Here is a 24,099-nt window from a genome sequence, read left to right on the forward strand (position 1 = left end):
AATGAATTCACTCTGTTTGTTGAATGATTCGGTGAATACTTCTTTACATTAAATGGCTACAAGTAAATTGTGCTTTATATTTTCCCTGATATTGAAAGCCAAAGCAACTGATAATTTCTATCTCTACAAGCTTTAATAAAACCTGCACCACATCGTTTAAAAACTGTTGAATAGTCTTTTGTGCTTCTGTATAGTTATTAGGATAAAATATTATATATTGTTAATAACTTCATAATTTTGATCTTAAATTATCTAAGAAAATATCGAGCAGAATTGACAAAAGAATAAACCTATAGAAATTACAGAAATGAGAAAACTTTTGATCGCTTTGTTTTTCCTTAATTTAGGAAATTTACAGGCGCAAAAATCCTATTCTTATAAAGCTACTTACAATTTAGAATATCAGGAAGATTCCACTGATCAAAGTTCTATAAAATCTGAAACCGTTGTGCTTTATTTAGGAAAAGGCCACTCGCGATATTCCAGCCTGGGTAAGGCAGTAAAAGATTCTTTAGAAGCATATATAGAAGCTTCGAATATAAGTAGTTCCGAATCCTTTGAAATTTTAAACCAAGCTCCAGAAACGGAATTTCACTACAAGATCTTTAAAAATTTTCAGGATAATGAACTTATTTTAGCTGAAATTATAACGGTAGATAAATGGAGATATAAATATATACAGGACCTAAATACGATCGATTGGAAAATTCAGCCAGAGAATAAAGACATTTTAGGGTTTAGCGTTCAAAGGGCTACAGGCTCTTTTGCCGGTAGAAACTACGTCGCATGGTTTGCGCCACAATTACCATTTTCAGACGGGCCCTATAAATTCAGCGGTTTGTCGGGACTAATTTTAGAGATTTCAGACCTGGAAAATCATTATCATTTTAGCTTAACGGGATTTGAGGAATTGGCAAATCCGGTAGATAAAATATTGGATCTGAATAGTTATAAAGTTCTATCTCAAGAAGAACTAGATCAATTTCGAGATGATCATAACCGTGACCCACTTGCCGCATACAAAAATGTAGGAGTCAGATTCGGTTTTAGAAACAAAGAGGATGAAGCTAAAACAAGGAAAGCACTAAGCGAAAAATATAAAAAGCGCAATAATCCAATCGAGCTGCAGCCATAATAAATTATCATCAATCAAAAACAATCAAGCGATTGGATCATTTTAGAAAGATTTTCTTTTTCCTGATATCAATATTCATCACTTCTATAAGCTGTTCTCAAACTGAAATTTCGGGACAGGTTTTTGGCGATCAGGATGAAAAACTTAGTGGGGCAATGGTAATGGTCAGTAAAGATTCTGTTTCTTCAATCTTAGCTTATGGTATTTCAGATGCGAATGGAAAATTCAAAATAGCCGTCAAAAATGGGAGTAATTCCTTATTTTTAAAGGTCTCGCACATGGGTTTTGGCACTTTTAAAAAAACAATTCAGAATAAAGCCCAGACACTGGAAGTTAAGCTTTCACCTTCTTCAGAATCTTTAAAAGAGGTGATCGTGAAATCTGAAATTTTGCGGCAACATGGCGATACGCTTAGTTTTTCAATAGCTGCCTATAAAGGTAAAAATGACCGGGTAATCGCTGATGTTTTGAGAAAATTACCGGGTATCGATATTCGGCCAAACGGACAGATCTTTTACCAGGATGAGCCTATCCAGAAATATTATATTGAAGGTTTAGATCTATTAGAAGGGCGTTATAATGTGGCGAATAATAACCTTTCTGCCGAGGCGGTTTCCAGAGTCGAGATCCTGGAAAATCATCAGCCGGTTAAAGTGTTGGATAGTTTGGTGTTTTCCGAGCGTGCTTCGCTAAATATCAAGCTTAAAAAAGATGTTACTTTTAGCGGAACAGCCACCGCCGGGATTGGTGCAGCGCCTTTGCTGTGGCAAACAAAGGTAACGCCGATGATCTTCACCAAAAAACAACAGGCGATCGTTACCTATCAAAGTAATAATACCGGGAGCGACGTCTCGGGCGAAATTCGCAATTTTTCGATCAAATATGCCGGGGAAAACTTTGATATCGATAATAATGATTGGCTTTCGATCGAGAATGTTTCAGCGCCTCCATTTTCTACGGAACGCTGGCTGGATAATAATGTACATCTAGGTTCAGCAAACATTTTACATCGTATTAAGGAAGATATCGATCTAAAGCTGAATATTTCTTATCTCAATGATTACCAACAGCAGGATGGAGTTACGCAAACTCGATATTTTACACCTACAGATACGATTGACGTGGTAGAAAACACCAATAATGATATTTTTTTAAGCAAGTTAGAGGGACTACTCACCTTAGAGAACAATGCCAATAAAAATTACCTGAAAAATCAATTAGAATTTAATGGGTCCTGGAATGCCAATCGCGGTTTGATCGATCGTACCGATACACAAATAAAGCAGCAGCTGGAAAATCCTTTCTTCGGAATTAAAAACGATCTACGCCTGCTTCGGACTTTAGGAAAACAGCTAATTACTTTTAATTCAAATACAGGATTTACCGAAAATAATCAGGATCTACTGGTACAGCCAGGACAATTTGAAGCTATTTTTAATGAGGGTGATCCATACGGGAAAATTCAGCAACTGGTTTCTTCAAGAAAAATATATACCGATAATTCGGCGGGATTCACCAAAGCACTCGGCAAATTTACCATGTCGCCAAAATTTGGATTTTCGATCCAGAATCAGCAATTAGATACCGATATCTTGATAGAAGGAGAAGAGGTTTTAGAAGCCGATTTTAAAAACAGAAACGAATTTGTACAAACTTCGGTGTATTTGAAAAACTCTTTCAGATTTAAAAGTAAGGATGAAACCTGGAATTTGCGTTTGAGTACACCGCTTGAATTTAAAAGTTTTCACCTTGAAGATGATAATTTTGAGGATAGCAGAAATCTGGATCGTTTGGTTTTTGAACCTAATTTTTTTGTAAAAAAGAAAATCTCAGCCTTTTGGGAGGCAAATGCTTCAGCAGGATTGCGTTATAATTTTGGAGAACTTCAGCAATTATATTATGGTTTTTTACTCTATGGCTATCGAAATTTAAATCGGTACAACGCCCCAATTTCCGAAGAAATACAGCAAAATTATAGCGGAGGCCTTAACTATCGGAATCCGTTAAAGCAATTGTTTTTAAATGCCTCTTACTCGTATGCGTATTCTGAAAATAACTTGTTGTACAGTTCTAATATTGGGGAAAACGGAACGACAATTTTAGAAGCTGTGGCTCGCAATAATAGTTTCGATAATCATAGCTTTAGAGCCGGCGGAAGTAAATACTTTAGGAAACTAAAAACAACACTTAAGTTGAATGCTTCATATAATTTATCAAAGCGGCAACAGCTTTTAAATAACACGCTGGCCGAGGTGAATACGCAAAGTTTTAACCTACGAGGAAGTGTGGAAGCCGAAATTTTGAGTTGGCTAATTGCGAGTTATTCAGGTAATTTTTCAACGTACACTTCGGGTTTTGAGGCTAACAATTTCCAACAAATAGAAAACCAGCAACATATGCTCGATCTATATTTTTATCCTAAGGATAATCAATATATAAGTGTCAGTGGCGAATATTACGACAATTCATTATCTGAAAAGGGTGATAATTATTTCGTGAACCTGGACTATCAGTTTACTTTTCCAAAATCTAAAATGGATTTGAATATTAGTTGGCGAAATGTTTTGAATATCGATGAATTTATTAATGCTTATAATAATCAGTATTATTACGTAGAAAGTAGTTATAGGTTACGGCCATCGCAGGTGTTAGCCACCTTAAAATTTACCCTATAAAATGATTAATTTCACCAAAAATTGTCCTATCGGATTAGCAGGGTTAAACTTTTAAGATCAATTACATTAAAATTTATTAATATTTTGTTTTACAAGTTCCGTCCTTAAATAAGAATGGTGAGTTTCACAAGTCACATTACAATATTTTTTGCTGCCTTTAACTGCTTTAAACTGGTTGCAATTCAATATATTCTTCCTGCATTTTTTCATCAAAATCAATATTAAATCGGCCGGTTGAAGTCCCTTCCGATTCATCTTTTGTGAGATTAATAAAGAGTGTAATTGCGTTTCTCACCCAATACTCGCTCTATACTCTAAAGGAGATAAATCTGTCTTACTTTTAAAAAGTTTATGAAAGGATTGTGGGTATTCAAAACCTAACTTAAAGGCAATTTCCGAAACATTCAGGTTAGAAGTGCTGAGTAAGATTTTGGCCTTTTCTATTAATTTTTGTTGGATGTGTTGTTGAGCACTTTGACCGGTGGTACTGCGAAGCATATCGCTTAGATAATTCCTGGATATATTCATTCTTTCGGCAAAATACCCCACACTGGGAATTCCTTCTGATTCTTCAAAATAGGAATTTAAAAGTGTTTCGAAATTTGAAAGTAAGGAGCTATTTGCCTGCTTACGGGTAAGGAATTGACGTTTATAAAATCTATTGGAATAAGTAAGCAGCAATTCAATTTGTTTGATGATGATGGAGTGCGAAAATGTGTCGATAGAAAATTGACTTTCTTTAGAAATATCAAGTAACAATTGGTTGATGGTGTTTTCTTCTTCTATAGATAAATGTAAAGCTTCGTTAAGATTGTAGGAGAAAAAACCATATTCTTGAATTTCCCTGCTCAACGAAAATCCCTGTAAAAAATCTGGATGTATTGTTAGCCAATAGCCTTCCAGTTCCCAGTCATCCCTAATTTCGGTGATGATTACCTGGTTGGGGGCATAAAAGGTCATAATGCCTTCATCAAAATCAAAATGTTGTTGCCCATACCGCATTTTACCTTTAAAATTCTTTTTGATGGCAATGCAATAAAAGCCATAAGTCACGGCTTCCAGTTTTTTATCATCGTAGCATTTAATCTTCGAAAAATCGATTAAGCTAATCAACGGATGCTTTGGCTTTGGCAATTCCAAAAGTTGGTGAAGCTCATGGATAGAGCGAATGGTATAGGGTTTCATCGCTGTCAAATTTATTGATTAGGAAATTGAAAAGCCAATAACAATTTAATCAAAATCTGTCGATAAGGTAAGTGATTTCCAGGTTTCAAATTCGGCATCTTCTTCTTTTCTCTTTTGTGTCACCAGTTTGTAAGTATCTGGTCCTAACAGTAAATGAAGCGGTGGTTTGGGCATCTCTGAAATTTTCACCAAAATCTTCACCAGTTTTTCCGGATCTCCCGGTTGTTGGCCGCTATGCTTGCTCCACATTTTTTCTGCTTCATCTACTCCATATACGTCTATTCTATTTTTCACATAATTGATGGAATCCATAAATTGGGTTCTAAATTGCCCTGGTGCTACCACCGTCACTTTAATACCAAAGTTATTTACTTCCTGCGCCAAAGCTTCTGAAATACCGATCATTCCAAACTTGGCCGCATTATAACTTGCGGCTTTTTCAAAACCAACATAACCGGCATTAGATGAAATATTAATAATATGACCACTTTTTTGTTTGCGGAGATATGGCATCACATTTCGAATGATATTCACCGCTCCAAAGAGATTGACATCCATGGTAGCCCTAAATTCTTCATCGGTCATTTCTTCCATACTTCCCACAAGGCTGTAACCGGCATTGTTCACCACAACGTCAATTTTACCCAGTTTTTTAACAAGTCTGTCAATTGTCATTTTCACCTCTTTATCGGAAGTGATATCTAATTGTACCGGATACAGGTTTTCCTTATTTTGGTTAATTTCTTTTTCAAGAGCATTGATGTTTCTACTGGCTGCTATTACTGTATGCCCTAATGAGAGTACTAGTTTTGTTAGATCAAGACCTATTCCTTTAGATGTTCCTGTAATGAGCCATACTTTTTGATTTTCTGTATTCATAAGATTATGTTTTATTTCTGAATACAAAGTTGAAAATGATTTGCTACTGAATAGTATCCGTATTACTGAGGGTTGTAGTGCGATTACTGATTACTTCAAATTGCGCCGGAAACTTCTGTGTGTTACCTACCTTTAAACTACCACGGAATTTCTCCTGTTTCAGGATGGCTTTTCAGCAAGAAAAAATCACTCGAACTGACGGCGAACTTCTTAAACTTCTTTTTCGCCAGATTAGGTAAGGCTTCGAATTCACCTGCGATTATAGCTTCCTTTTTTGCTCTCGACCAGTTCTTGATTTGTTTTTCTGTGGCAATTGCAAAATTAATATCTGTGAACTCAGTATAGAACATCAGGTCAACCGGAAGACGTTTCGCCGTGTAACTTTCGGGATATTTTGCAGAGAGATGTTTTGTTAAACGCTTATCAAGGTTTGAGGTGACGCCGGTGTAATAGATGTCATCTGCACAAAGCAGGATGTAAACATAGCTAAGTTTCATTAGAGAAATTTACATATTTAATTCATTGCCCCTGTTCTCGATACAATTTTTCCTCTCACTTGCGTTCGAGAAAAAATCACTTGAATACCCGTCAGTTCGAGTGAAATTGAACGGCGATAGCAAGTTCAATTTTGTATCGAGAACAAGGGAATATGGGTAGGCCTCTGTTCTCGATACTATTTCCCCCTCGCTCATGCCCGGTGAAAATCACTCGAACTGACGTGTAGAAGACAGAAATTAAAAATTCCCCATCCCTTAAATGAGGCCATATTCACAAAAAGGGCGTAATATAACAAACTACTATGAGGCAATCTCAAGTTCAAAATTATGTACATCTTATATTCAGCACTTTTAAAGTATCTTTAGGCTATGCAGCATCCAAATGAAAAGCTTATTATGGATTTTTACCAGGCCTTCCAAAACGGGGATCCAAAAGCTATGAACGCCTGTTACCATAAATACATAGTCTTTTATGATCCTGCTTTTGGACATATAAAGGGAGACCGGGTGAGAGCCATGTGGTATATGCTTCTGGAAAAAAGCAGGGGTGATCTAAAGGTAAGCTTTAGCGATATACAGACCAATGATCATTACGCAAGTGCCAAATGGAGCGCCAGCTATTATTTCGGGCCGCAAAAACGCAAGGTGACAAATAAAGGGATTGGAACATTTTACATTCAGAACGGGAAGATCCTGCAACATACAGATCATTTTGACCTTTGGCATTGGTCCCGGCAGGCTCTTGGTTTTAAAGGTTTTTTGTTAGGATGGACCAAATCGATGAAACTTAAGGTCCAACAGGAATCCAGTAAGATGCTCTCCCGCTACCTTCAAAAAATGCAATCTCTGGAAGAGGATGCCACCTAAATTTTCTCAGAATATTCCAGCTCAACTGGATCCAAAAAGAAGACGCCCGCGCCGCCATTCGGTTAGCAGTAAAAAAAGAATTACGTGGCAAAGTGCAATTTTCTGAACTCGATAATTTACTGAGGGAAGTAATTGAGCAGGCAGAGAGGCATTACAGGGACTGGCCGATGGAGGCTTAAAATTAAACAATTACATAAGATTGAAAAAACGTCATATAATACCACTATACCTAAACTCATGAAAAGAATTTTTACATTATTCCTGTTGATCGGCAGCACTTTTGTCGGCTACTCTCAAAATTATAATCCGCCGCAGGGCGTGTCGGAATTTAAGACCATGAGCAGCAAGATCCTCAATACCGAAAGAAGTTATTCGATCTACCTTCCCAAAAGCTATAGCACAGATACAGAAAGAAAATATCCTGTCCTCTACCTCCTGCACGGCTTGTACGGCAGCAACACAGACTGGGTAGAACGAGGACATGTAAAGGACGTAGCCAACCGGCTCATCAATGCTGAAGAAGCGGTAGAAATGATCATAGTAATGCCAGATGCAGGAACAGACTGGTATGGTTATTTCAACATGAATGGGTGGGCCTATGAAGATTACTTCTTTAAGGAGTTGATCCCACATATAGAAAAGACCTACAGAACAATTCCCGATAAAAAGCACCGCGCGATTGCCGGACTCTCCATGGGCGGCGGTGGATCTGTCGTTTACGCACAGAAACACCCGGATATGTTCTCCTCGGTCTATGCCATGAGCGCCTGGCTAGGAATCGAACCCGGCGGCGGAATCCAGGATGCAGATGAAAAAGGCAAAGAATTGAACAGGACCGTCCTCGAAAACCATGCGGTAGAATTTGTCTCCAATGCTGATGCAGAAACACAGAAAGAACTAAAGGATATCAGGTGGTTTATAGATTGTGGGGACGATGACTTCTTACTTTCAATCAACCTCGATTATTACCGCGCGATGCAGAAGGCTGAGATCCCTTCCGAACTAAGGGTAAGAGATGGCGGCCATGACTGGGAATACTGGCATTCTGCGCTTTATCGTGCCCTGCCTTTCGTTTCAACCGGATTTCTGCGTTAGGCTGGTTTAAGGTTTGGGAAGAAAAACCTCCAGCTCGACTAGACCAAGAAAGAAGACGCCAGAGCCGCCATTCGGTTAGCGATCAAAAAGAATTACGCAGCAAAGTACCATTTTTGGCACTGGAATTTTTACTGAAGGAAATTATTAAACACTAAGAGGAACAGTACAGGGACTGGCCGATGGAGGCTTAATTTTTAAATTTTTTTTAGCGCCGGTAGCCACTTCGATAATTTTGTTCGTCTTAATTCCCCTGGAGGTTTCAGATTTGATTTTTTCTATGGTGGTCTGGTGACCAGCTCCTATCGGTCCTTTTTGGGCAATAGGCACCTATGCTTTTTTATTAAGTTGTTCCTGAAAATTTTCCAGATACTTTCCCAAATGCAGCCCATCAACAAGCCCATGATGAGCCTCTATTGATACAGGAAGATATTTTTTGTTATCACGAACAGCAAATTTTCCGAAAGTGATTTTAGGCACAGATTCTTTTTTGTCATGGTTACTCGGATGCAAAAGTCCTGTGAAAGAATGCCAGGGAAAGGTAGAATGACGGATAAGGTCTTTCGTGATATCATCATTGTTCAGCCTCAATCCTGTTGTAGATTTAACAGCTGCTATTTCCTTTTGCAGGTCTTCATTAAATATCTCAAAGCTTTCGCTGAAAGGTATAAATGCAAAACCAAAGGTGCCATCTTCTCTGCCAATTGTGGTTCCTGCATGTATAGTATCAAAAGCTACTACCTCTTCATTGATTATCCGATATTTTAGCTCGGTTACTGAATTTACCGCAATCATTGATTTATGTAGATAATAGGCGAAGAAGGAAATACCGGCATCTACTGAAAATTTATAAGCCCCGGTACATTCAACCTCTGTTACTATGCCAAACATTGGATTGGCCATTTTTGAGAAGAATTCATAATGTTCCCTCCTGTTCCATTTGTCGATGTCAATAACTCTCACTCTCTACTTTAATTTGGAGCTGCTAAGTTAGGTCATTAATCCGGGATCGGGTTCAGGTCTATTCTTTGAGTAGAAAGCCTGCTTACCGTGTTTCAATAGCTGTCGATCTTAAATAAATTCGGTTTTTTTCAGAAGAGTCTTAAAACAACGAAACCCCTAGTAAAACTAGGGGTTTCAAGTTGTGATCGCGAGAGGATTCGAACCTCTGACCGTCTGCTTAGAAGGCAGATGCTCTATCCAACTGAGCTACGCGACCATTAAAGTGGTGCAAATATAATGAGCTTTTTAAAAAACACAAGCAAAAATATTATTTAATTCTTCCTTTTTATTTAAGTAAAAGAGCTTCAGCATCTTATTCATGCAGGTATTTTCATTTCTTCAGCACTTCGCCCATTATTCTTTTGAAAGTATCTGTTTTAACCCTGTAGCTCCTTCTCAGAATATCTAAAAGTACTACTAAATCTTTGCTAAACTTCAGCTAATACAGGGGTGTTTATTCTTCAAAAACTTACGAATCGGTTAAATTTACCTGTAAGGCATTTTTACTGGGAGCACAAGCTAAAACTAATTTCATCCTCCCAAAAAAAGCAAAACCTATTATGGAAGTAAGCACATCTAAAGAAACACAACCATTTGATGAAAACTCCATTCAAAAACTTATAGAGGAACTTCAGGAAAAGTGCGAAATAGAGAAGCACCTGCCGGGAGGTGGCTATCTGCATATGAGCGATGAACTTCCTTATTTAGTGATCTACAGAGATCTTAAAGATAAGGAGGATGAAGAAAAAGACCGGGCAACTGTACGCCTTATTTTAAGTGAAGCCTCTTTTCTAATTATTGGAGATAAAGATTTTGAAGGCTACCAGCGGCTTATGTTCAGCCTGAGTGAAGCCATGTCTTCAAAATTTAAATCATTTCTTCTGCTCGAAGTTTTTGCAGGAGAGTCAGGCAGCCGCGGATTTAAGATCAAGGGGCCTGCACAAAAGCTCTCAACTACAATTAATGTGTTTAAGGAGGAACTGGATGAGATGAATGCCGGCTACAGCGCCTTAAATTTTACTGATACCGAAATAGAGGATTCCCTGGAACGTCAACCCCCGGGACAACCACCTCTTTTAAGCCTGGAACAATTAAAAGACGCCGGATGTCTACTCATTGGCCTTCAGGTACCACCCGTTTACCGCAGCCAGGATGGAGAAGAATACCCCGTTTTCTTTAGAAGCTTCAAAGATAATTTTGTGGTTGCCCTACATAAGACGATTTACGACTTTATAAGGATTCAAACTTCCAGCGGAGTGAAGAGTTACAGAGCCCTGGGGCAAAAGAACCTTCAGGAAAAGGTATTGGAAATTGACCGGGAGTTGGCCGAAATTGAATCTTCCTACCAATTTCTATGGTTGGTTTCCCCTGCCAATATTCGAACTATAAAAGAGACTTTTTTCAAAAGTAACTATGAAAAGGTTCTTAACTATCACTACAGGCTTTTACCATTTGACCCCGATGTTCTCAAAAGAAAACTTTATAACTTAAAGATCGAGGAAGTAGATGACCCTGCACTTTCTTACATTTTTCGGGAAAAACGAGAAGAACTCGATCTCCAGATAAGCATGCTTACCGAAAGAGGTCTTGATAGTTTTTTCTATAACAGTATGATGCTCTATGGAAAAATTAGTAGAGAACTTCAAAGGGAGGCCGAGACAATTCTAAAAGAAGTTCCCGAACAGGAACAACAGGATTTTGAGAGTATACTTAAAGCTGAAGATTTTGAGGTTCTTGCTCACAAGGAGTTTGAGTACTTCCGGGGTCAGGATGAGAATTTTTCCAGTAAAGTACATGTACGCGATGATGTCAATATTCTTATGGTCTCTCGTGGAGAACTTTATTTACCAAGTGATTACAAGCTCAATGCAAATGAAACTAAAGCTTTGATACAGCACGAAATAGGCACACATGTGCTTACTTACTACAACGGAAATAAACAGCCCCTAAGACTACTTTCAATTGGCCTTACCGACTATGACACGCTTCAGGAAGGCCTGGCAGTGTTATCTGAGTACCTCGTAGGCGGGTTAACTGCTAACAGGATGAGAACTTTAGCTGGCCGGGTTGTGGCTGCTTCAGCAAGAATGCACGGGGCCGATTTTCAGGAGATATTCCGTCTGCTTTATAACGATTATAATTTTACAGCGCAAAGGGCATTTAATATCACCTCACGAATTATGCAGGGAGGTGGCTTTACAAAAGATATTTCCTACCTCAAGGGGCTGGTACAACTCAAGAAACATCTTGAAGAAGGTGGCGAATTAAGCCCTCTTCTTACAGGAAAATTTTCGCTTGAGCACATGCAGATAATCAAAGAATTGCAGGATAGAAGAGTGCTGTCTCCTCAAAAGCTTACTCCACGTTATTTACATTCAGAAGAGACTAAAGAGAAACTTCAGCAAATTAGAAAGGGGATTCCTCTTTCACAATTGATCAACGCATGAAAATATGTTTTGTAGTAAATAGTGTGGAATCTGAAGGTGCCGGCACCACGGTTTACATGATGCATGAAGCCTGGAAAAGGAATCATGACGTTTACTTAATGGGAGTACAAAATTGAGGTTGAAAATTTCTCGGATGTCATCATTGAGTCCATCGAGAGAAAAATTGAATATAAGAAGCATTATGGCACCGGAATTTCCAACCGCGAACTTGCAACAATGGAATAGAATATTTTAAAAATTTATCAATTTAACCGGGAGCGATCCCCTAAAAGAAATCATTAATGAAAATATGTTTTGTAATCAATAGTGTTGAGACTGAGACCTGTGGTACCACAGTGTACCTTATGCAGGAAGCCCGAAAACGTAAACATGATGTTTATGCCATGGGCGTGGGAGATTTTTTCTTCGAACAGGACAAAGAACTTTGTATAGAATCTACTTACCTGCCCAAAAAGATTGAAGCAAAAACTCCTAAAGAATACCTTGAACTGTTGCAAAGCGATAAAGCCAAAAAAGAGAGAATCACAGCTACAGATCTTGATGTGCTTTTTATAAGGAACAATCCTACCGAAGAAGGTTCTTCCCGTCAATGGGCCGAGCAGGCCGGGGTTGCTTTTGGCCGCATGGTACAACAGGAAGGCGTACTGGTACTCAATGATGCCTATGCCCTGTCTAATGCTTTTATTGATAAATTATATTTTGAGGAGCTTCCGGCAAGCATCAAACCCTACTCTATCATCACCCGGAAAAAAGAAGATGTATTGGAGTTTTTTGAGAACCACAAGAAAAAAATGGTGCTCAAACCTTTAGAAGGCTCGGGAGGAAGAGATGTGTATTTGATCGATAAGAACGAAAAGAACCTGAATCAAATCATAGAAAACCTCTCTAACCAGGGCTACATCATCGCACAGGAATACCTGCCCGCAGCAAAAGAAGGTGACGTGAGAGTTTTACTTCTGAATGGCCGGGTCATGGAAAAGGATGGAAAATACGGAATCATCAAAAGGGTCACCGGAGAAGGAGAATTCCGTAGTAACTTTAATCAGGGGGGTACAGGTGATAAAAGTCCGCTTACAGACGAAATGAAGCGCATTATTGAGATTACTGCTCCTAAATTGATTAGGGACGGATTATTCTTTGTAGGCCTTGATATTGTTAAAGATAAGCTCATCGAGATCAATGTGCTTAGTCCAGGAGGAATGGATCATTTTGAAGAAATTGGTCTTCCCGATTTTTCTGATGTGGTCATAGATGCGATCGAAAAGAAAGTAGAATACAAAAAAATGTATAAGGGTCAGATATCCAATCAGGTATTGGCAACAATGGCGTAATAAAAATGCAAAAAATGAAAGAGAAAACCCGAATCATAGGAGAATACACCAGTAATAAAGAAGGACCTTTGCTGTTTGTAACTGCCGGGGTTCATGGTAATGAACCCAGTGGAGTAAAGGCTTTAAAAAAGGTATTTTCTGAACTTGAAAAAACAAAACCTCAAATTAAAGGAACAATTGTTGGCGTTATGGGTAATAAAGCAGCGCTTGAAAAAGACCAGCGATACATCGATGAAGACCTTAACCGCACCTGGACCGAAGACAATGTGACAAACCAGGATCCCGAAACCCAGGAACAGCGGGAAATGCACGAGATCATCAACGTTTTGGAGGGCCACCCCGAAAGTCAGTACTCCAAACGCTATTTCCTTGACTGTCACACTACGTCATCAGACAGCCTGCCCTACATATCGGTACAGGATGTGCATGACAATGTTAAGTGGTCTCAAAAGTTTCCCACTTACATCGTGAAAGGCTTCAGCGATATCGTTTATGGCGCTATAGATCATTATATGAGCCGCACCGGCTTAACAGGCTTTGTCTTTGAAGCCGGGCAGCACACGAATGAAGCTTCCGTAGAAAATCACGAGGGAATGATCTGGCTGGCTCTAAAACATGCTAACGGACTTGATGTGGAACAGGTTTCCTGCTATCCCGAATGTGTAGAGCGATTCACCGAAAAGAATGCTCCTTCACAAAAAACCTTTGAAATTGTTTACCGGCACGAGATCAAAAAAGGCGACAGCTTTAAAATGGAACCCGGATTCAAGAATTTTCAGAAGATTAAGAAAGGACAATTGCTCGCCACAAGTAATGGCGGCGAGATAAAGAGCGAGTGGGACGCCTACATCTTTATGCCCCTGTATCAATCTCAGGGCAACGACGGATTCTTTATTATTGAAGAAGTATAAAAAAATTCCCTGTCAAAAATGCCATTTTTGACAGGGGATTAAAAAGATTAAATATTTAAGGAATAAAAGCCTTTAGCGGATCAAAAATTCTAATGAAACCGGGGTTTTTGAAGCTACAGGCTCTCCTTTTTGTTCTAAAGATCCATCCTCTTCAATTTTAAATACTGAAATATCTCCTGAATCCTGATTGGCGGCATATAAAAAGGCTCCATCAGGGGAAATGGCAAAATTTCGGGGGGTTTTACCGAGTGTAGAGGTGAAATTTGGATTGCTCAGTGCTCCTGAAGCAGCATCTACCTCATAAGAAACAATGCTGTTGTGCCCGCGATTAGAAGCGTAAAGGAATTTCCCTGAAGGATGCAAATGAATATCAGCACCCGAATTGTTTTCTGAAAAATCTTCGGGAAGGGAAGAAATATTCTGAATAAGTTCAAGTCCGCCATTTTCCAGCACCTTAAAAGCGCTTACACTGCTGTTGAGTTCATTAATTGAATAAGCAAAACTGCCATTTTTGGAAAGTGTAAAATGCCTGGGGCCCGCACCTTCATCCAGGGCTACAAAAGCCTGCTCTCCCGGGACTAATTTGCCTTCGTTTTCATCAAAATCATAGATCCAGATTTTATTATTGCCCAAATCGGCAACGTATGCGTGCTTATTATCAGCCGAAACAGTGACCGAATGAGCATGAGATCCTTCCGGATTTTCAAGATCTATTCTCTGTTGTTTCTTCAGAATGCCATTTTCATCCACTTTGAACAGCATTACTACACCCCCAGAATAATTCGCTACAAAAACATATTTACCAGATTCATCAGTCGTCACATGAGCCGGTGCAAAGCTTTCCGTAGAAAGTTTGGAGAGTTCTTCTAAAGAGTCGTTTTCATTGATCTTGTAGGAATAAATAAAACCCGATTCAGCATCTCCGGGGCCTAATTCGCTCACTGCAAATAGCAGTTTTCCATCTTTTGAAGCCTTTACAAATGAAGGATTTATCACTTCAGCAACGGTTTCACCCTCGTTGAGTTCGCCTGTCTGGCTGTTTTGGTAAAGCGTATAAATACCTTTGGCCTTACCGTCTACATGGCCCTCTTTTTTAGTGTATGAACCCACAAAGATTGTATTCATAGTTTCAGCTTTTGGATCGTCGGGAGTAAAGTCATTTTGGGATTGGTTTTTCCCCTGGTTGCAGGAGGCGAGGCTAGCAACAAGACCAGCTGCCAGAAATTTGATGGTTGAAATTCTCATAATAAGGTTTGTTTAAAAGTAAAACTTTTTGTGAGAATCTTCGGGATTATTTAGGAAATGGCAATAATGAAAAGTCCGGTAAGAATAATGCTAATCCCTATTATCCTGTTCCTGAAGTTCTTCTTTTCATTCAGAAAGAAAAAGGCATAGAGAATAATAAAAACGGCGCTCGACCTTTTAATCGTAACCACGTAGGACACCAGGATAAGCTGAAGTGCAAACATGTGGGCCAGCACACTGGTGGTCCTGAAAAAACCGACCATAAACAGCGGACCTTTGCGGTTCCTGATTTGTAGCCAGGGCTTCTTTGACTTCCACAACAAAATGGGAACCAGGTACATCAGGATCGTAAAATCTTTCGTGAACGCCCAGAAAACAGGCGAAGTCTCCTCCACTCCTATTTTATCCAAGTTGGCCGTAATACTCCAGATGAAAGCTACGCCAAACATATATCTTGCTCCCTGATTCTTCAGCAGGGAAACGAAGGGCGCAAATACCTTTTTTGGATCCTCACTCAAATTGGAAATATAAGTCCCCACCACAATGAGAAGAATCCCTATCAATCCCAATGCATTAGGAAATTCGCCCACCATTATGGGAGAAGTGATGAGCATGAACAGCGGCGTTAAAGTAATAAGCGGAAGCGTCACCGAAATTTCGGACCTCTTGATAGCTTTAAAATACAGTAAAATCACCATTAGCTGCAGCAAAGAACAGCCAAGTAGCGCCCACAAATAGCGTGTGGAAATAGATTCAAACCCGAAGTAAAAAACCACCGGGATCAAAAGAAGGCTTTGTACCAGGTGCATAGAAAAAGCCGCCGTGTATTCATCAATGTGATGAAGGTTGTGCTTACTGGTAATATCCTTTAAAGCTTCAGAAATAGCAGTTCCAAAAGCCAGTAAAAATCCTAGCATGCTGTCATTTTTTGTCGGCCGGGAAAGCCATAGTTCCCATGATCGCATTTGCGTTTTGGCCGGTGTCTATTCTGCTGAATTGCACTACCACAGGGATGTTTGAACGAACATAGCAGCCATAATTTCTCTCCAGCGCCACTGCTTCGGGGTCTATTAGGTCGTTGATCCTGATCTTTCGAAGGCGTTGCGGCTTTATTTTTACTTCATAAGTGCCCACAGGCGCCTGATTGCCGTAAAATATAAAGATCTCAATATTTGCTTCTTCTTCGGAAGTATTAAGTACCGAAATTTTATCATGGCTATTGAACACAGGTTCTTCTCCCGTAGAATCAAACGGAATTCTTCCGCCGGAAAAAGCCCAGTTAAGTTTCCCGATTTTCCTCATTATTCAAAGTTAAAGAGTTTATTCATATAAGGTGTCAAAAAGGTGCTTTCAGGATCAAATTTTTTCCTGGTTTCCTGAAATCGATTCCAGTGAGGATAAAGCTCCTTAAGCTGCTCTGCCTTTAAAGTGTGCTTCTTGCCCCAGTGTGGGCGCCCGCCGTACTTCAGAAAAATGGGTTCTATAGCCTGAAAATATTCCCAAAACCTGAGGCCGGCATTGTGATGAAGCGAAATAGTAACAGATTCCCTCTCACTCATGGGGCTTATAAGTGCGTCATCCTTTTTTATGGTGCGAATAAGGAGCCTCCAGGCGACAGTACGTCTCCATTTTTCTTTTACCTGCTTTCTCACTTCAATAAAACACTCCATCGCTTTTTCCTGCGGAAGTACATATTCCATTTCATCGAATTTCAGGTGGCGCGCCCGTGGCAGGATCTCATGGCTGGGCCCTTCTCTCTCCAGCTCCAGGCTGCCATAGGAGATTTCCGGCATCTTTTCTTTTTCGGTATTCATGATCCTGATTTTACAGAGATCTGTTCTGGGGTACCAGTAAAAGTCGAAATTCCTGTTTTTTTTGAGCTCCTCAAAATTGTTCATGCAATCTTTAAAAGAGACACAATATTCTTTCCTGTAAAGCTGGTAAGCGGGCTCCAGCTGAAGTCTCATTTTAAGGAATATTCCGCAGGACCCCATTGAAACCTGCAGTGCCCGCATGGTCCCGGCATCGGTATCGCGATTTACTTCCACAATCTCTCCCTCGCCATTAACCATTCTCACACCGTAAAGCATTGCCGAAAGGTTGGGAAGTTCTTTCCCTGTGCCGTGAGTGCCAGTGCCTATAGCCCCGGCAAGGGTTTGCACATCTACATCCCCGGTATTGTGCATGGCCAGCCCGTATCTAAAAAGGTCTTTGCCGGCTTCCTTTACCGTCATACCCCCCGGTACAGTGGCCCGGTGGGTTTTCATATCGGGGTCTTCAACGCCTCTAAAGTGCTTCAGCGAAAGCAGGTAATCTTCTGTCTGCACCAGGGGTGATGAAGAGTGGCCGGCACCTACAACTCTCACTTTTTTCCCTTCCGAAGTTGTTTTTTTGACCAGTTTGCAAACCTGTTCTTCACTCTCGGGAGTAATAATTTCTCCCGGGCTAAAAACCATACTTCCACTCCAGTTCTTAAAGATTTCCATTTATTCTGAATATGCAATTGTCGTCAAAAGAGCATTTTCGGCCTGTCTTGAATCGAGCCTGGTGTGCTGTACCACAACAGGAATTGAAGATTCGATCACACAAGCATAATCTGTCCCCAGGGGTACGGGTTCAGGTTCTTTGAGATCATTAAACCGTAAATGTTTGGTGCGCTGAGCTTCTACAGTCACTTTATAAGGCCCTATAGGATCTTTATCAGCAAAGAAGATAGTGAGCTCAACCTCTGCATTTTCATTAGAAGTATTTAAGATACAGGCTGTTTCATGGCTTGTGAATTCCGGTTCCTTACCTGTACCATATTCGGGGATATAACCTTCGGCAATAACCCACGTCTTTTTTCCCAGTGTTATCATCTTAATCTAATTTTATTAAAAGCCCCTGGTTTGCGGCTATGGTTATTTTTTGTTTCAATTTTTCTCCTTCAAGTTCTGTATGCGTGGCAATCTTTACTGTGCCCTGGCATTGAAACTCAGGCTCAAATATTTCTTCGGAAGCTCCAAGGTTCAGCACAATGAGAAATTTTTCCTGTTCGTATTCCCTGAGGTACGCCAAAAGATTTCCATTTGAAGGCACCGGATTATATTTCCCGATGTGTAGTGCCGGTTCCTTTGCCCTCAGCTCAAGAAGTTTCCTGTGAAGCTGCAGCATAGAACCCTCTTTGCTCCATTGTTTTTCTACATTTAGCTCCCGGTAATTTTCCATAAGCGGAAGCCATGGCTCTCCTGTTGTAAAGCCTGCATTTTTAGAATCATCCCACTGCATAGGCGTGCGTTCCGGATCACGGCTGCGTCCCACTCCGGGTTCATTAAGTGCCTGCGGGTCCTGTATCTTTTCCTTCGGAATTTCAACATCTTCCATTCCCAATTCATCTCCGTAGTAAATGGTAGGCGTTCCCCGAAGGCTCAATAAAAGCATGGCTGCAACCCTCGCCTGCTCCTTCCCTACCCGGCTTGCAATTCGGGAATTGTCATGATTTCCCAACACCCAGTTGGGCCAACCATGTTCGGGCAGCGCACCTTCGTATTCACTTATCGCAGCTTCAATTTTTGCAGCATCCCACGGCAACTGCAAAAGCTGAAAATTGAAAGGCAAATGTGCCCCGCGATTATCTTCGCCATAGTAACGAACCAGCTTACTAATGGGCAGGTAAATTTCTCCAATTAGCAATCTTTCATCATAATCATCTAATACCCTGCGCATCTTATGTACAATGTCATGAACCTCGTCCTGATCTGTTGAAAAAGCCGGAATTTTCCTGCTGTAGGAGTTCATCTTATCATTATAATCGGGGTTAGGAGGATCATCTCTAAACTGATCATCTTTTACCATATGCCACATCACATCTACTCTAAAACCATCTACACCTTTTTCCAACCAAAATCTCATCACGTCTAGCATGGCTTTTTGTACTTCAGGATTGCGCCAGTTAAGATCGGGCTGTTCCTTTAGAAAGGCGTGGTAGTAGTATTGCCCCGTAGCTTCATCATATTCCCAGCCCGGGCCGCCAAAAACACTCAGCCAGTTATTGGGAGGGCCACCGTCGGGAGCGGGGTCTTTCCAGATATACCAGTCCCGTTTCGGGTTATCTTTTGAACTTCTGGATTCCCTGAACCATGGATGTTCATTGGAGGAATGATTGGGAACCAGGTCAAGGATAAGTTTCATTTCCCGTTCATGGACTTCCTTTAAAAGATCATCAAAATCTCCCATATTTCCGAAGAGCGGGTGAATCCCGGTGTAATCGCTTACATCATAACCAAAATCGGCCATGGGAGAAGGATAAATAGGAGAAACCCATACCCCATCAACTCCAAGCTCTTTCAGGTAATCGAGCTTCTCTATGATTCCGCGCAGGTCTCCTACCCCATCCTGGTCGCTATCTTTATAAGATCGCGGATATACCTGATAAATTACTCCTTTATGCCACCACAAATAATCGTTGTATTTCATAAGTAGTTATGTTTCTTGTGCATCCATCTGTACCCGTAAGGTGTTAACTTCACCTTCTGATTTTTTGGATCAAATTTTTCATATCTAATATTTCCGAAGACATCAACAACATTTTTAAATTCTTCTTCGTCTACCTCAAGTTTTATTGTTATTTCTTTTCCTGAAAAATTATGAAATGCTATCCCCATTCCTTTATCAGACTTTGAATAATATCCCAGCACGTGAGGATCTCCGGTATCAATAATATGACTGCGACCCCAACCAAATTCAGGAAATTCCTTCCGATAATCTATAGCTTTAGAGATCCAGGTAAGAAAGGAATCGGGATCTCTTAATTGATCACTAACATTAACTTTTTCGTACCCGAATTCCCCTCCAGAAATGACATTTCTAATAAGGTTTTCTGTAGGTGCATTAGAGAACCCGCCGTTTTGCTCGTTGGCCCACTGCATTACAGTGCGAACGCTTGAGCGGCCTTCCATAGAAAGGTCCTCTCCCATTCCTATCTCTTCGCCATATCGCAATACCGGAGTGCCGGGTAATGTGAAGAGAAGGCTGTGCGCCAGCTCCATTTTTTGACGATTGTTATCCAATATTGGAGCTAATCTCCTTCTAATTCCGCGGCCAAAGATCCGCATGTTCTCCTGGGGCGCAAAAGCTTTAAATACTTCTTCTCTTTCGTTCCTGCTTAGCTTGTCAAGATTGAGTTCATCATGATTCCGAAGAAAAGTGGCCAGCTGCTCTTTTTCTGTAATTTCCTTCGGCATGCGTTGTAAGGCCCTGGCAAGCGGTGTTGCCTCTTCCCGGGCAAAAGCCAGGTACGTGAAGTTGTTGACATAAAAATTGAAGAGCATATGCATCTGGTCTTCGTTCCCCAGATATTTATTGTACTGGTTTGGATCAAGGTCAACTTCAGCCAGTAAAATGGCATCAGGTTTCTGGGTTTCTACAAATTCCCTGAAGTTACGGAAGATCTCGTGCGGATCTCCTTCAAAATCCATCCTGCCCTTTTCCTTGAACATGTGAGGTGCAGCGTCAATCCTGAAGCCCGAAACTCCCATTTTTAACCAGAAGTGCATGATCCTGAAAATCTCTTTTTGTACCTGCGGATTAGCAATATTGAGGTCTGGCTGATGCGGATAGAAGGAATGGAAATAATAAGCTTTTGCAGTGCGGTCGTACTTCCAGCTCGTGCTCTTTTCACCCTCTTCGGCCATCATATTGGGCGCAGGATCTTCGGGCTTTTCATCTACCCAAATGTAGTAGTCCCGGTATTTTGAACTTTTACTTTTACGGGATTCCTGAAACCAGAAATGCTCACTTGAAGTGTGGTTTACAGCCAGATCTATCAATACCCTAATGCCAACTTCTTCAGCGGCATCAATCAACTGAGCAAAATGACCGAGGTCACCCAGGCGCGGATCTATCTTGTAGTAATCTTTGACATCATAACCATTGTCGCGGTTTGGCGTATCAAAAATTGGCAGGAGCCAAAGGCAGGTCACCCCAAGACTTGACAGATAAGGAAGGGAATTCTTTAAGCCTTCAAAATCTCCGGTCCCATCTCCATTAGAATCTTTAAATGTTTCAACATCCAGAGAATAGATCACCGCATTTTTATACCAGAATTTATTCATAGTTAAGACTATTGCTGTTGAAAATTAGGGAGTACTTCTTTCTTGAAAAAGTCGATATAATCTTCCTGTTGGGTATTGACGTTGTGAATCACGATCTTTTCGAACTCCAGTGCTTCATACTCCCTGATCTTCTCGATAAAAGTATCTGCATCATTCCCTACAATCACATGTTTCTCCACATCTTCTTTCCTCGTATTCTGCCCCATGGCATCAAATTTTTCGGGGCTGTCTATATCCGCAATGACCTTGCTGGGGTAAATATTGTTCTTCCATTGTTGCCAGGCACCATCAAGTGCTTCCTCACGGGTGGCGGCATAGGAGATTTGCACCTTTAAAGCCATAGGTTTATTTTCACCTCCTGTGCCTCTAAAAGCTGCTATCATTTTTTTAAGTTCCTCTTTAGGTTTAGAGATTGTAATCATACCGTCTGCCCACGAAGAAAGCCAGGCGGCAGTTTTCTCGGTTATGGCGGCACCAAAAACTGTGGGAATTTGAGTAGGTTTTGTAAATAGTTTAGCCCGTTCAACGGTGAACATGCCTTTGTGATTGAGGTAATCATCCTCCTGCCACAGGCGCTGCATTACCTCTACCGATTCGCGAAGCCTTTGGTTCCTGTCTCTTTTTGCAGGCCATTTTTCACCAGTAATATTCTCATTGAGCAACTGCCCGCTCCCTGAACACAGGAAGAACCTACCCGGAAACATTTGATCGAGGGTTGCCACGGCCTGGGCAATAATAGCGGGATGGTATCTTTGGCCGGGAGCATTTACAATTCCGAATTCAAGACTGGTAGATTGCATAGCTGCTCCCAGCCAGCTCCAGGCAAAGCCGCTTTCGCCCTGGGTATCACTCCACGGATGAAAATGATCTGAAGACAATACTGCTTTAAAGCCTGCATCTTCAGCTTTTTGTACGAGCTTGAGTAAGTGTCGGGGTGTAAATTGTTCGTGGGAAGCGTGAAAACCAATTTTCATAAAATCAGGGTTTATTTAAAAAAGAATTACTGCTTCCTCCTAAATTATAAAGGTTTACAGGATAAACAGGAATTTAGTTATTAAAAAAAAGATAAAATGTCATCTTTCATTAACATCATCTAAAAGAATATGACTTTGGTCATACTCTTCCGGGTATCATAAGGTTAGCTTTGCATCCTAATTCTAAAGATCATGGACAAACCAACACCAATTAAGAGGCACGATGCTTTAAAACCGCTTAGCAGAGACCATCACCACGGATTGTTGTTGTGCTGGAAGATTAGAGAAGGATTAAAGAGAAAGATCGAATTAGACCGGATAAAAAAGTATACTGACTTTTTCTTTACTTCTCAACTAAGGCCGCACTTTAGGTTTGAAGAATCGGAAATATTTCCTCTTTTAGGAGATGGTCATTCTATGGGCACAAGAGCTATTAATGAGCACTCCCGGCTGGAATTTTTGTTTAAAGAGGAAGCCAGTGAAGAGATGTTCCATTCCATAGAAAAAGAACTGAACCGGCACATCAGGTTTGAAGAGCGGGAGCTGTTCAGGGAGTTGCAGGAAACCGTTTCTGAAGAAAAGCTTCAGAAAATAGCAAATAAAGAGGAAGAAATCATCACCCCCGATCCCGATGACTGGAGCGATAAGTTTTGGCAGTAAATTTTAAAATCTTAAAGCCACCGCTTTCGTCTAAAATAAAAGAGCATCCCTATTATTAAAAAGAACATCGCAATCAATAAAACAGGATAACTGTATTTGTATCCGAGTTCGGGCATGTATTCGAAGTTCATCCCATAGATCCCGGCAAGAAAAGTAAGGGGAATAAAGATAGAAGCCATAATGGTAAGCACTTTCATGACTTCGTTCATTTTATTGCTTATGGTGGTCATATACATATCCATGAGGCCCCAGGTCATTTCCCGATAGATCTCAATATTTTCTGAGACCTGCAGCATGTGATCATATAGATCGCGTATGTAATTGAGGGTTTGCTCCTGTATAAGGTCATGATCTACTTTTTCAATACGGCTTACCACCTCCCGCAAAGGGTTTACGGCACGCCTTATCCTTAACATGGTGCGTTTTAATTCCTGGATCTCAAGTATGGTGTCATCTTTAGGTTGTGCATCAAAAACCCGTTCTTCCATGGCTTCTATTTTATCGCTCATATCGTCTACAACTATAAAATAGTGGTCTACAATAGCGTCTAAAAGGGCAAAAACAAGATAGTCTGCACCCCTGCTCCTTATACGGCCTTTCGCCTGAGAAAGTCTCTCCCGCACCCCATTAAATACATCTCCCCCGGCTTCCTGGAAAGTGAGCACATAATTCTTTCCCAGAACCATGCTTATATGTTCGTTTTCCAGCCGCCCATCTTCCCGAAAGTATAGCATTTTTGCTACTATGAAGAAGTAATCTTTGTATTCATCTATTTTAGGGCGCTGGTTGGTATTCACAATATCTTCAATGATCAAAGGATGCAAGTCGTAATACTTACCAATCTTTTCAATCTCTTTTGTATTGCTTAGTCCGTCGATATTGATCCAGGTAGTACGGTCTTCTTCCTCAAATTGAAAAGCATCTTCGGGGTTTTTTGAAGTAAACCTTTCATAATTGTCGGCATTGTAATCTATTACTTCGAGTAACGTCTCCACCTGCTCTTTACGCCCCACATAAGTAACGGTCCCGGGGGCCTGGTGAAGTGCCTGGTTCGATTTTGGCCTTTTAGAAAGGTAGCGGGTTCTTTTAACCATAGAAGAATATTTT

Annotated in this window: 21 protein-coding genes, 1 tRNA gene and 1 pseudogene; 9 read left to right on the forward strand and 14 right to left on the reverse strand. The window is 40.5% G+C overall.

Annotated features, from left to right (window positions below; genetic code table 11):
• The first annotated feature begins 307 nt into the window (after positions 1 to 307).
• Positions 308 to 1,135 carry a GLPGLI family protein gene (locus OQ279_RS02955; RefSeq protein ID WP_266068300.1) on the forward strand — a complete coding sequence of 276 codons (828 nt, stop codon included), beginning with the start codon at positions 308 to 310 and terminating at the stop codon, positions 1,133 to 1,135.
• Between the two features lie 32 nt (positions 1,136 to 1,167).
• On the forward strand, positions 1,168 to 3,810 hold the full coding sequence (locus OQ279_RS02960) for a peptidase associated/transthyretin-like domain-containing protein (RefSeq protein WP_266068301.1): 2,643 nt from the start codon (positions 1,168 to 1,170) through the stop codon (positions 3,808 to 3,810).
• Between the two features lie 291 nt (positions 3,811 to 4,101).
• Here OQ279_RS02960 and OQ279_RS02965 read toward each other — a convergent pair whose 3' ends face one another.
• The 3 genes and pseudogenes from OQ279_RS02965 to OQ279_RS02975 form a co-directional block, all read right to left on the reverse strand.
• A complete protein-coding gene (locus OQ279_RS02965) occupies positions 4,102 to 4,995 on the reverse strand; it encodes a helix-turn-helix domain-containing protein (protein ID WP_266068302.1) in 894 nt (297 codons plus the stop codon).
• A gap of 45 nt (positions 4,996 to 5,040) precedes the next feature.
• Positions 5,041 to 5,874, reverse strand: coding sequence for an SDR family NAD(P)-dependent oxidoreductase (locus tag OQ279_RS02970; RefSeq protein ID WP_266068303.1), 834 nt, complete (start codon positions 5,872 to 5,874; stop codon positions 5,041 to 5,043).
• A 209-nt stretch (positions 5,875 to 6,083) separates the two neighbouring features.
• A pseudogene (locus tag OQ279_RS02975) lies at positions 6,084 to 6,371 on the reverse strand (GIY-YIG nuclease family protein); the annotation flags it as partial.
• Between the two features lie 369 nt (positions 6,372 to 6,740).
• Here OQ279_RS02975 and OQ279_RS02980 point away from each other — a divergent pair.
• The 3 genes from OQ279_RS02980 to OQ279_RS02985 are packed head-to-tail and all read left to right on the forward strand — an operon-like array spanning position 6,741 to position 8,333.
• Positions 6,741 to 7,238, forward strand: coding sequence for a nuclear transport factor 2 family protein (locus OQ279_RS02980; RefSeq protein WP_266068304.1), 498 nt, complete (start codon positions 6,741 to 6,743; stop codon positions 7,236 to 7,238).
• 29 nt (positions 7,239 to 7,267) lie between these two features.
• A complete protein-coding gene (locus tag OQ279_RS17925; protein ID WP_370866490.1) occupies positions 7,268 to 7,417 on the forward strand; it encodes a hypothetical protein in 150 nt (49 codons plus the stop codon).
• Between the two features lie 58 nt (positions 7,418 to 7,475).
• Complete coding sequence (locus tag OQ279_RS02985) at positions 7,476 to 8,333, forward strand: alpha/beta hydrolase (protein WP_266068305.1); 858 nt, start codon at positions 7,476 to 7,478, stop codon at positions 8,331 to 8,333.
• Between the two features lie 327 nt (positions 8,334 to 8,660).
• Here OQ279_RS02985 and OQ279_RS02990 read toward each other — a convergent pair whose 3' ends face one another.
• Complete coding sequence (locus OQ279_RS02990) at positions 8,661 to 9,293, reverse strand: CatA-like O-acetyltransferase (RefSeq protein ID WP_266068306.1); 633 nt, start codon at positions 9,291 to 9,293, stop codon at positions 8,661 to 8,663.
• Positions 9,294 to 9,475: 182 nt separating this feature from the next.
• Positions 9,476 to 9,549: transfer RNA gene (locus OQ279_RS02995), tRNA-Arg, on the reverse strand.
• Between the two features lie 343 nt (positions 9,550 to 9,892).
• On the opposite strand from OQ279_RS02995, the gene OQ279_RS03000 reads away from it, so the two are divergent.
• The 3 genes from OQ279_RS03000 (at position 9,893) to OQ279_RS03015 (ending at position 14,021) form a co-directional block, all read left to right on the forward strand.
• On the forward strand, positions 9,893 to 11,779 hold the full coding sequence (locus OQ279_RS03000; RefSeq protein ID WP_266068307.1) for a peptidase MATCAP family protein: 1,887 nt from the start codon (positions 9,893 to 9,895) through the stop codon (positions 11,777 to 11,779).
• A gap of 281 nt (positions 11,780 to 12,060) precedes the next feature.
• Positions 12,061 to 13,110: a glutathione synthetase gene (locus OQ279_RS03010; protein WP_266068309.1), complete on the forward strand. Its 1,050-nt coding sequence runs from the start codon at positions 12,061 to 12,063 to the stop codon at positions 13,108 to 13,110.
• Positions 13,111 to 13,124: 14 nt separating this feature from the next.
• On the forward strand, positions 13,125 to 14,021 hold the full coding sequence (locus OQ279_RS03015; protein WP_266068310.1) for a M14 family metallopeptidase: 897 nt from the start codon (positions 13,125 to 13,127) through the stop codon (positions 14,019 to 14,021).
• A 72-nt stretch (positions 14,022 to 14,093) separates the two neighbouring features.
• Here OQ279_RS03015 and OQ279_RS03020 read toward each other — a convergent pair whose 3' ends face one another.
• From OQ279_RS03020 to OQ279_RS03055, 8 genes are read right to left on the reverse strand one after another with little or no spacing between them, the layout of a single operon-like run.
• A complete protein-coding gene (locus tag OQ279_RS03020) occupies positions 14,094 to 15,266 on the reverse strand; it encodes a lactonase family protein (RefSeq protein WP_266068311.1) in 1,173 nt (390 codons plus the stop codon).
• Between the two features lie 50 nt (positions 15,267 to 15,316).
• Entirely contained in the window at positions 15,317 to 16,183 is an 867-nt protein-coding gene (locus OQ279_RS03025; protein ID WP_266068312.1) for an EamA family transporter, read from the reverse strand.
• 4 nt (positions 16,184 to 16,187) lie between these two features.
• Positions 16,188 to 16,568 carry a sensory rhodopsin transducer gene (locus OQ279_RS03030; RefSeq protein WP_266068313.1) on the reverse strand — a complete coding sequence of 127 codons (381 nt, stop codon included), beginning with the start codon at positions 16,566 to 16,568 and terminating at the stop codon, positions 16,188 to 16,190.
• On the reverse strand, positions 16,568 to 17,752 hold the full coding sequence (locus OQ279_RS03035; RefSeq protein WP_266068314.1) for a D-arabinono-1,4-lactone oxidase: 1,185 nt from the start codon (positions 17,750 to 17,752) through the stop codon (positions 16,568 to 16,570). The genes OQ279_RS03030 and OQ279_RS03035 overlap by 1 nt, the downstream gene beginning before the upstream one ends.
• On the reverse strand, positions 17,753 to 18,124 hold the full coding sequence (locus OQ279_RS03040; RefSeq protein ID WP_266068316.1) for a sensory rhodopsin transducer: 372 nt from the start codon (positions 18,122 to 18,124) through the stop codon (positions 17,753 to 17,755).
• A gap of 1 nt (position 18,125) precedes the next feature.
• Positions 18,126 to 19,721: an alpha-amylase family glycosyl hydrolase gene (locus tag OQ279_RS03045; protein ID WP_266068317.1), complete on the reverse strand. Its 1,596-nt coding sequence runs from the start codon at positions 19,719 to 19,721 to the stop codon at positions 18,126 to 18,128.
• On the reverse strand, positions 19,718 to 21,358 hold the full coding sequence (locus OQ279_RS03050) for an alpha-amylase family protein (RefSeq protein WP_266068318.1): 1,641 nt from the start codon (positions 21,356 to 21,358) through the stop codon (positions 19,718 to 19,720). The genes OQ279_RS03045 and OQ279_RS03050 overlap by 4 nt, the downstream gene beginning before the upstream one ends.
• An 8-nt stretch (positions 21,359 to 21,366) precedes the next feature.
• Entirely contained in the window at positions 21,367 to 22,332 is a 966-nt protein-coding gene (locus OQ279_RS03055; RefSeq protein ID WP_266068319.1) for a TIGR03885 family FMN-dependent LLM class oxidoreductase, read from the reverse strand.
• A 192-nt stretch (positions 22,333 to 22,524) separates the two neighbouring features.
• On the opposite strand from OQ279_RS03055, the gene OQ279_RS03060 reads away from it, so the two are divergent.
• Entirely contained in the window at positions 22,525 to 22,992 is a 468-nt protein-coding gene (locus OQ279_RS03060; RefSeq protein WP_266068320.1) for a hemerythrin domain-containing protein, read from the forward strand.
• Positions 22,993 to 23,003: 11 nt separating this feature from the next.
• On the opposite strand, the gene corA is transcribed toward OQ279_RS03060, so the two are convergent.
• Positions 23,004 to 24,086 carry a magnesium/cobalt transporter CorA gene (gene corA, locus OQ279_RS03065; protein WP_266068321.1) on the reverse strand — a complete coding sequence of 361 codons (1,083 nt, stop codon included), beginning with the start codon at positions 24,084 to 24,086 and terminating at the stop codon, positions 23,004 to 23,006.
• Between the last annotated feature and the right edge of the window lie 13 nt (positions 24,087 to 24,099).

It is taken from the genome of Salinimicrobium profundisediminis (genome assembly GCF_026241755.1).
In the GTDB taxonomy this organism is placed as follows: domain Bacteria; phylum Bacteroidota; class Bacteroidia; order Flavobacteriales; family Flavobacteriaceae; genus Salinimicrobium; species Salinimicrobium profundisediminis.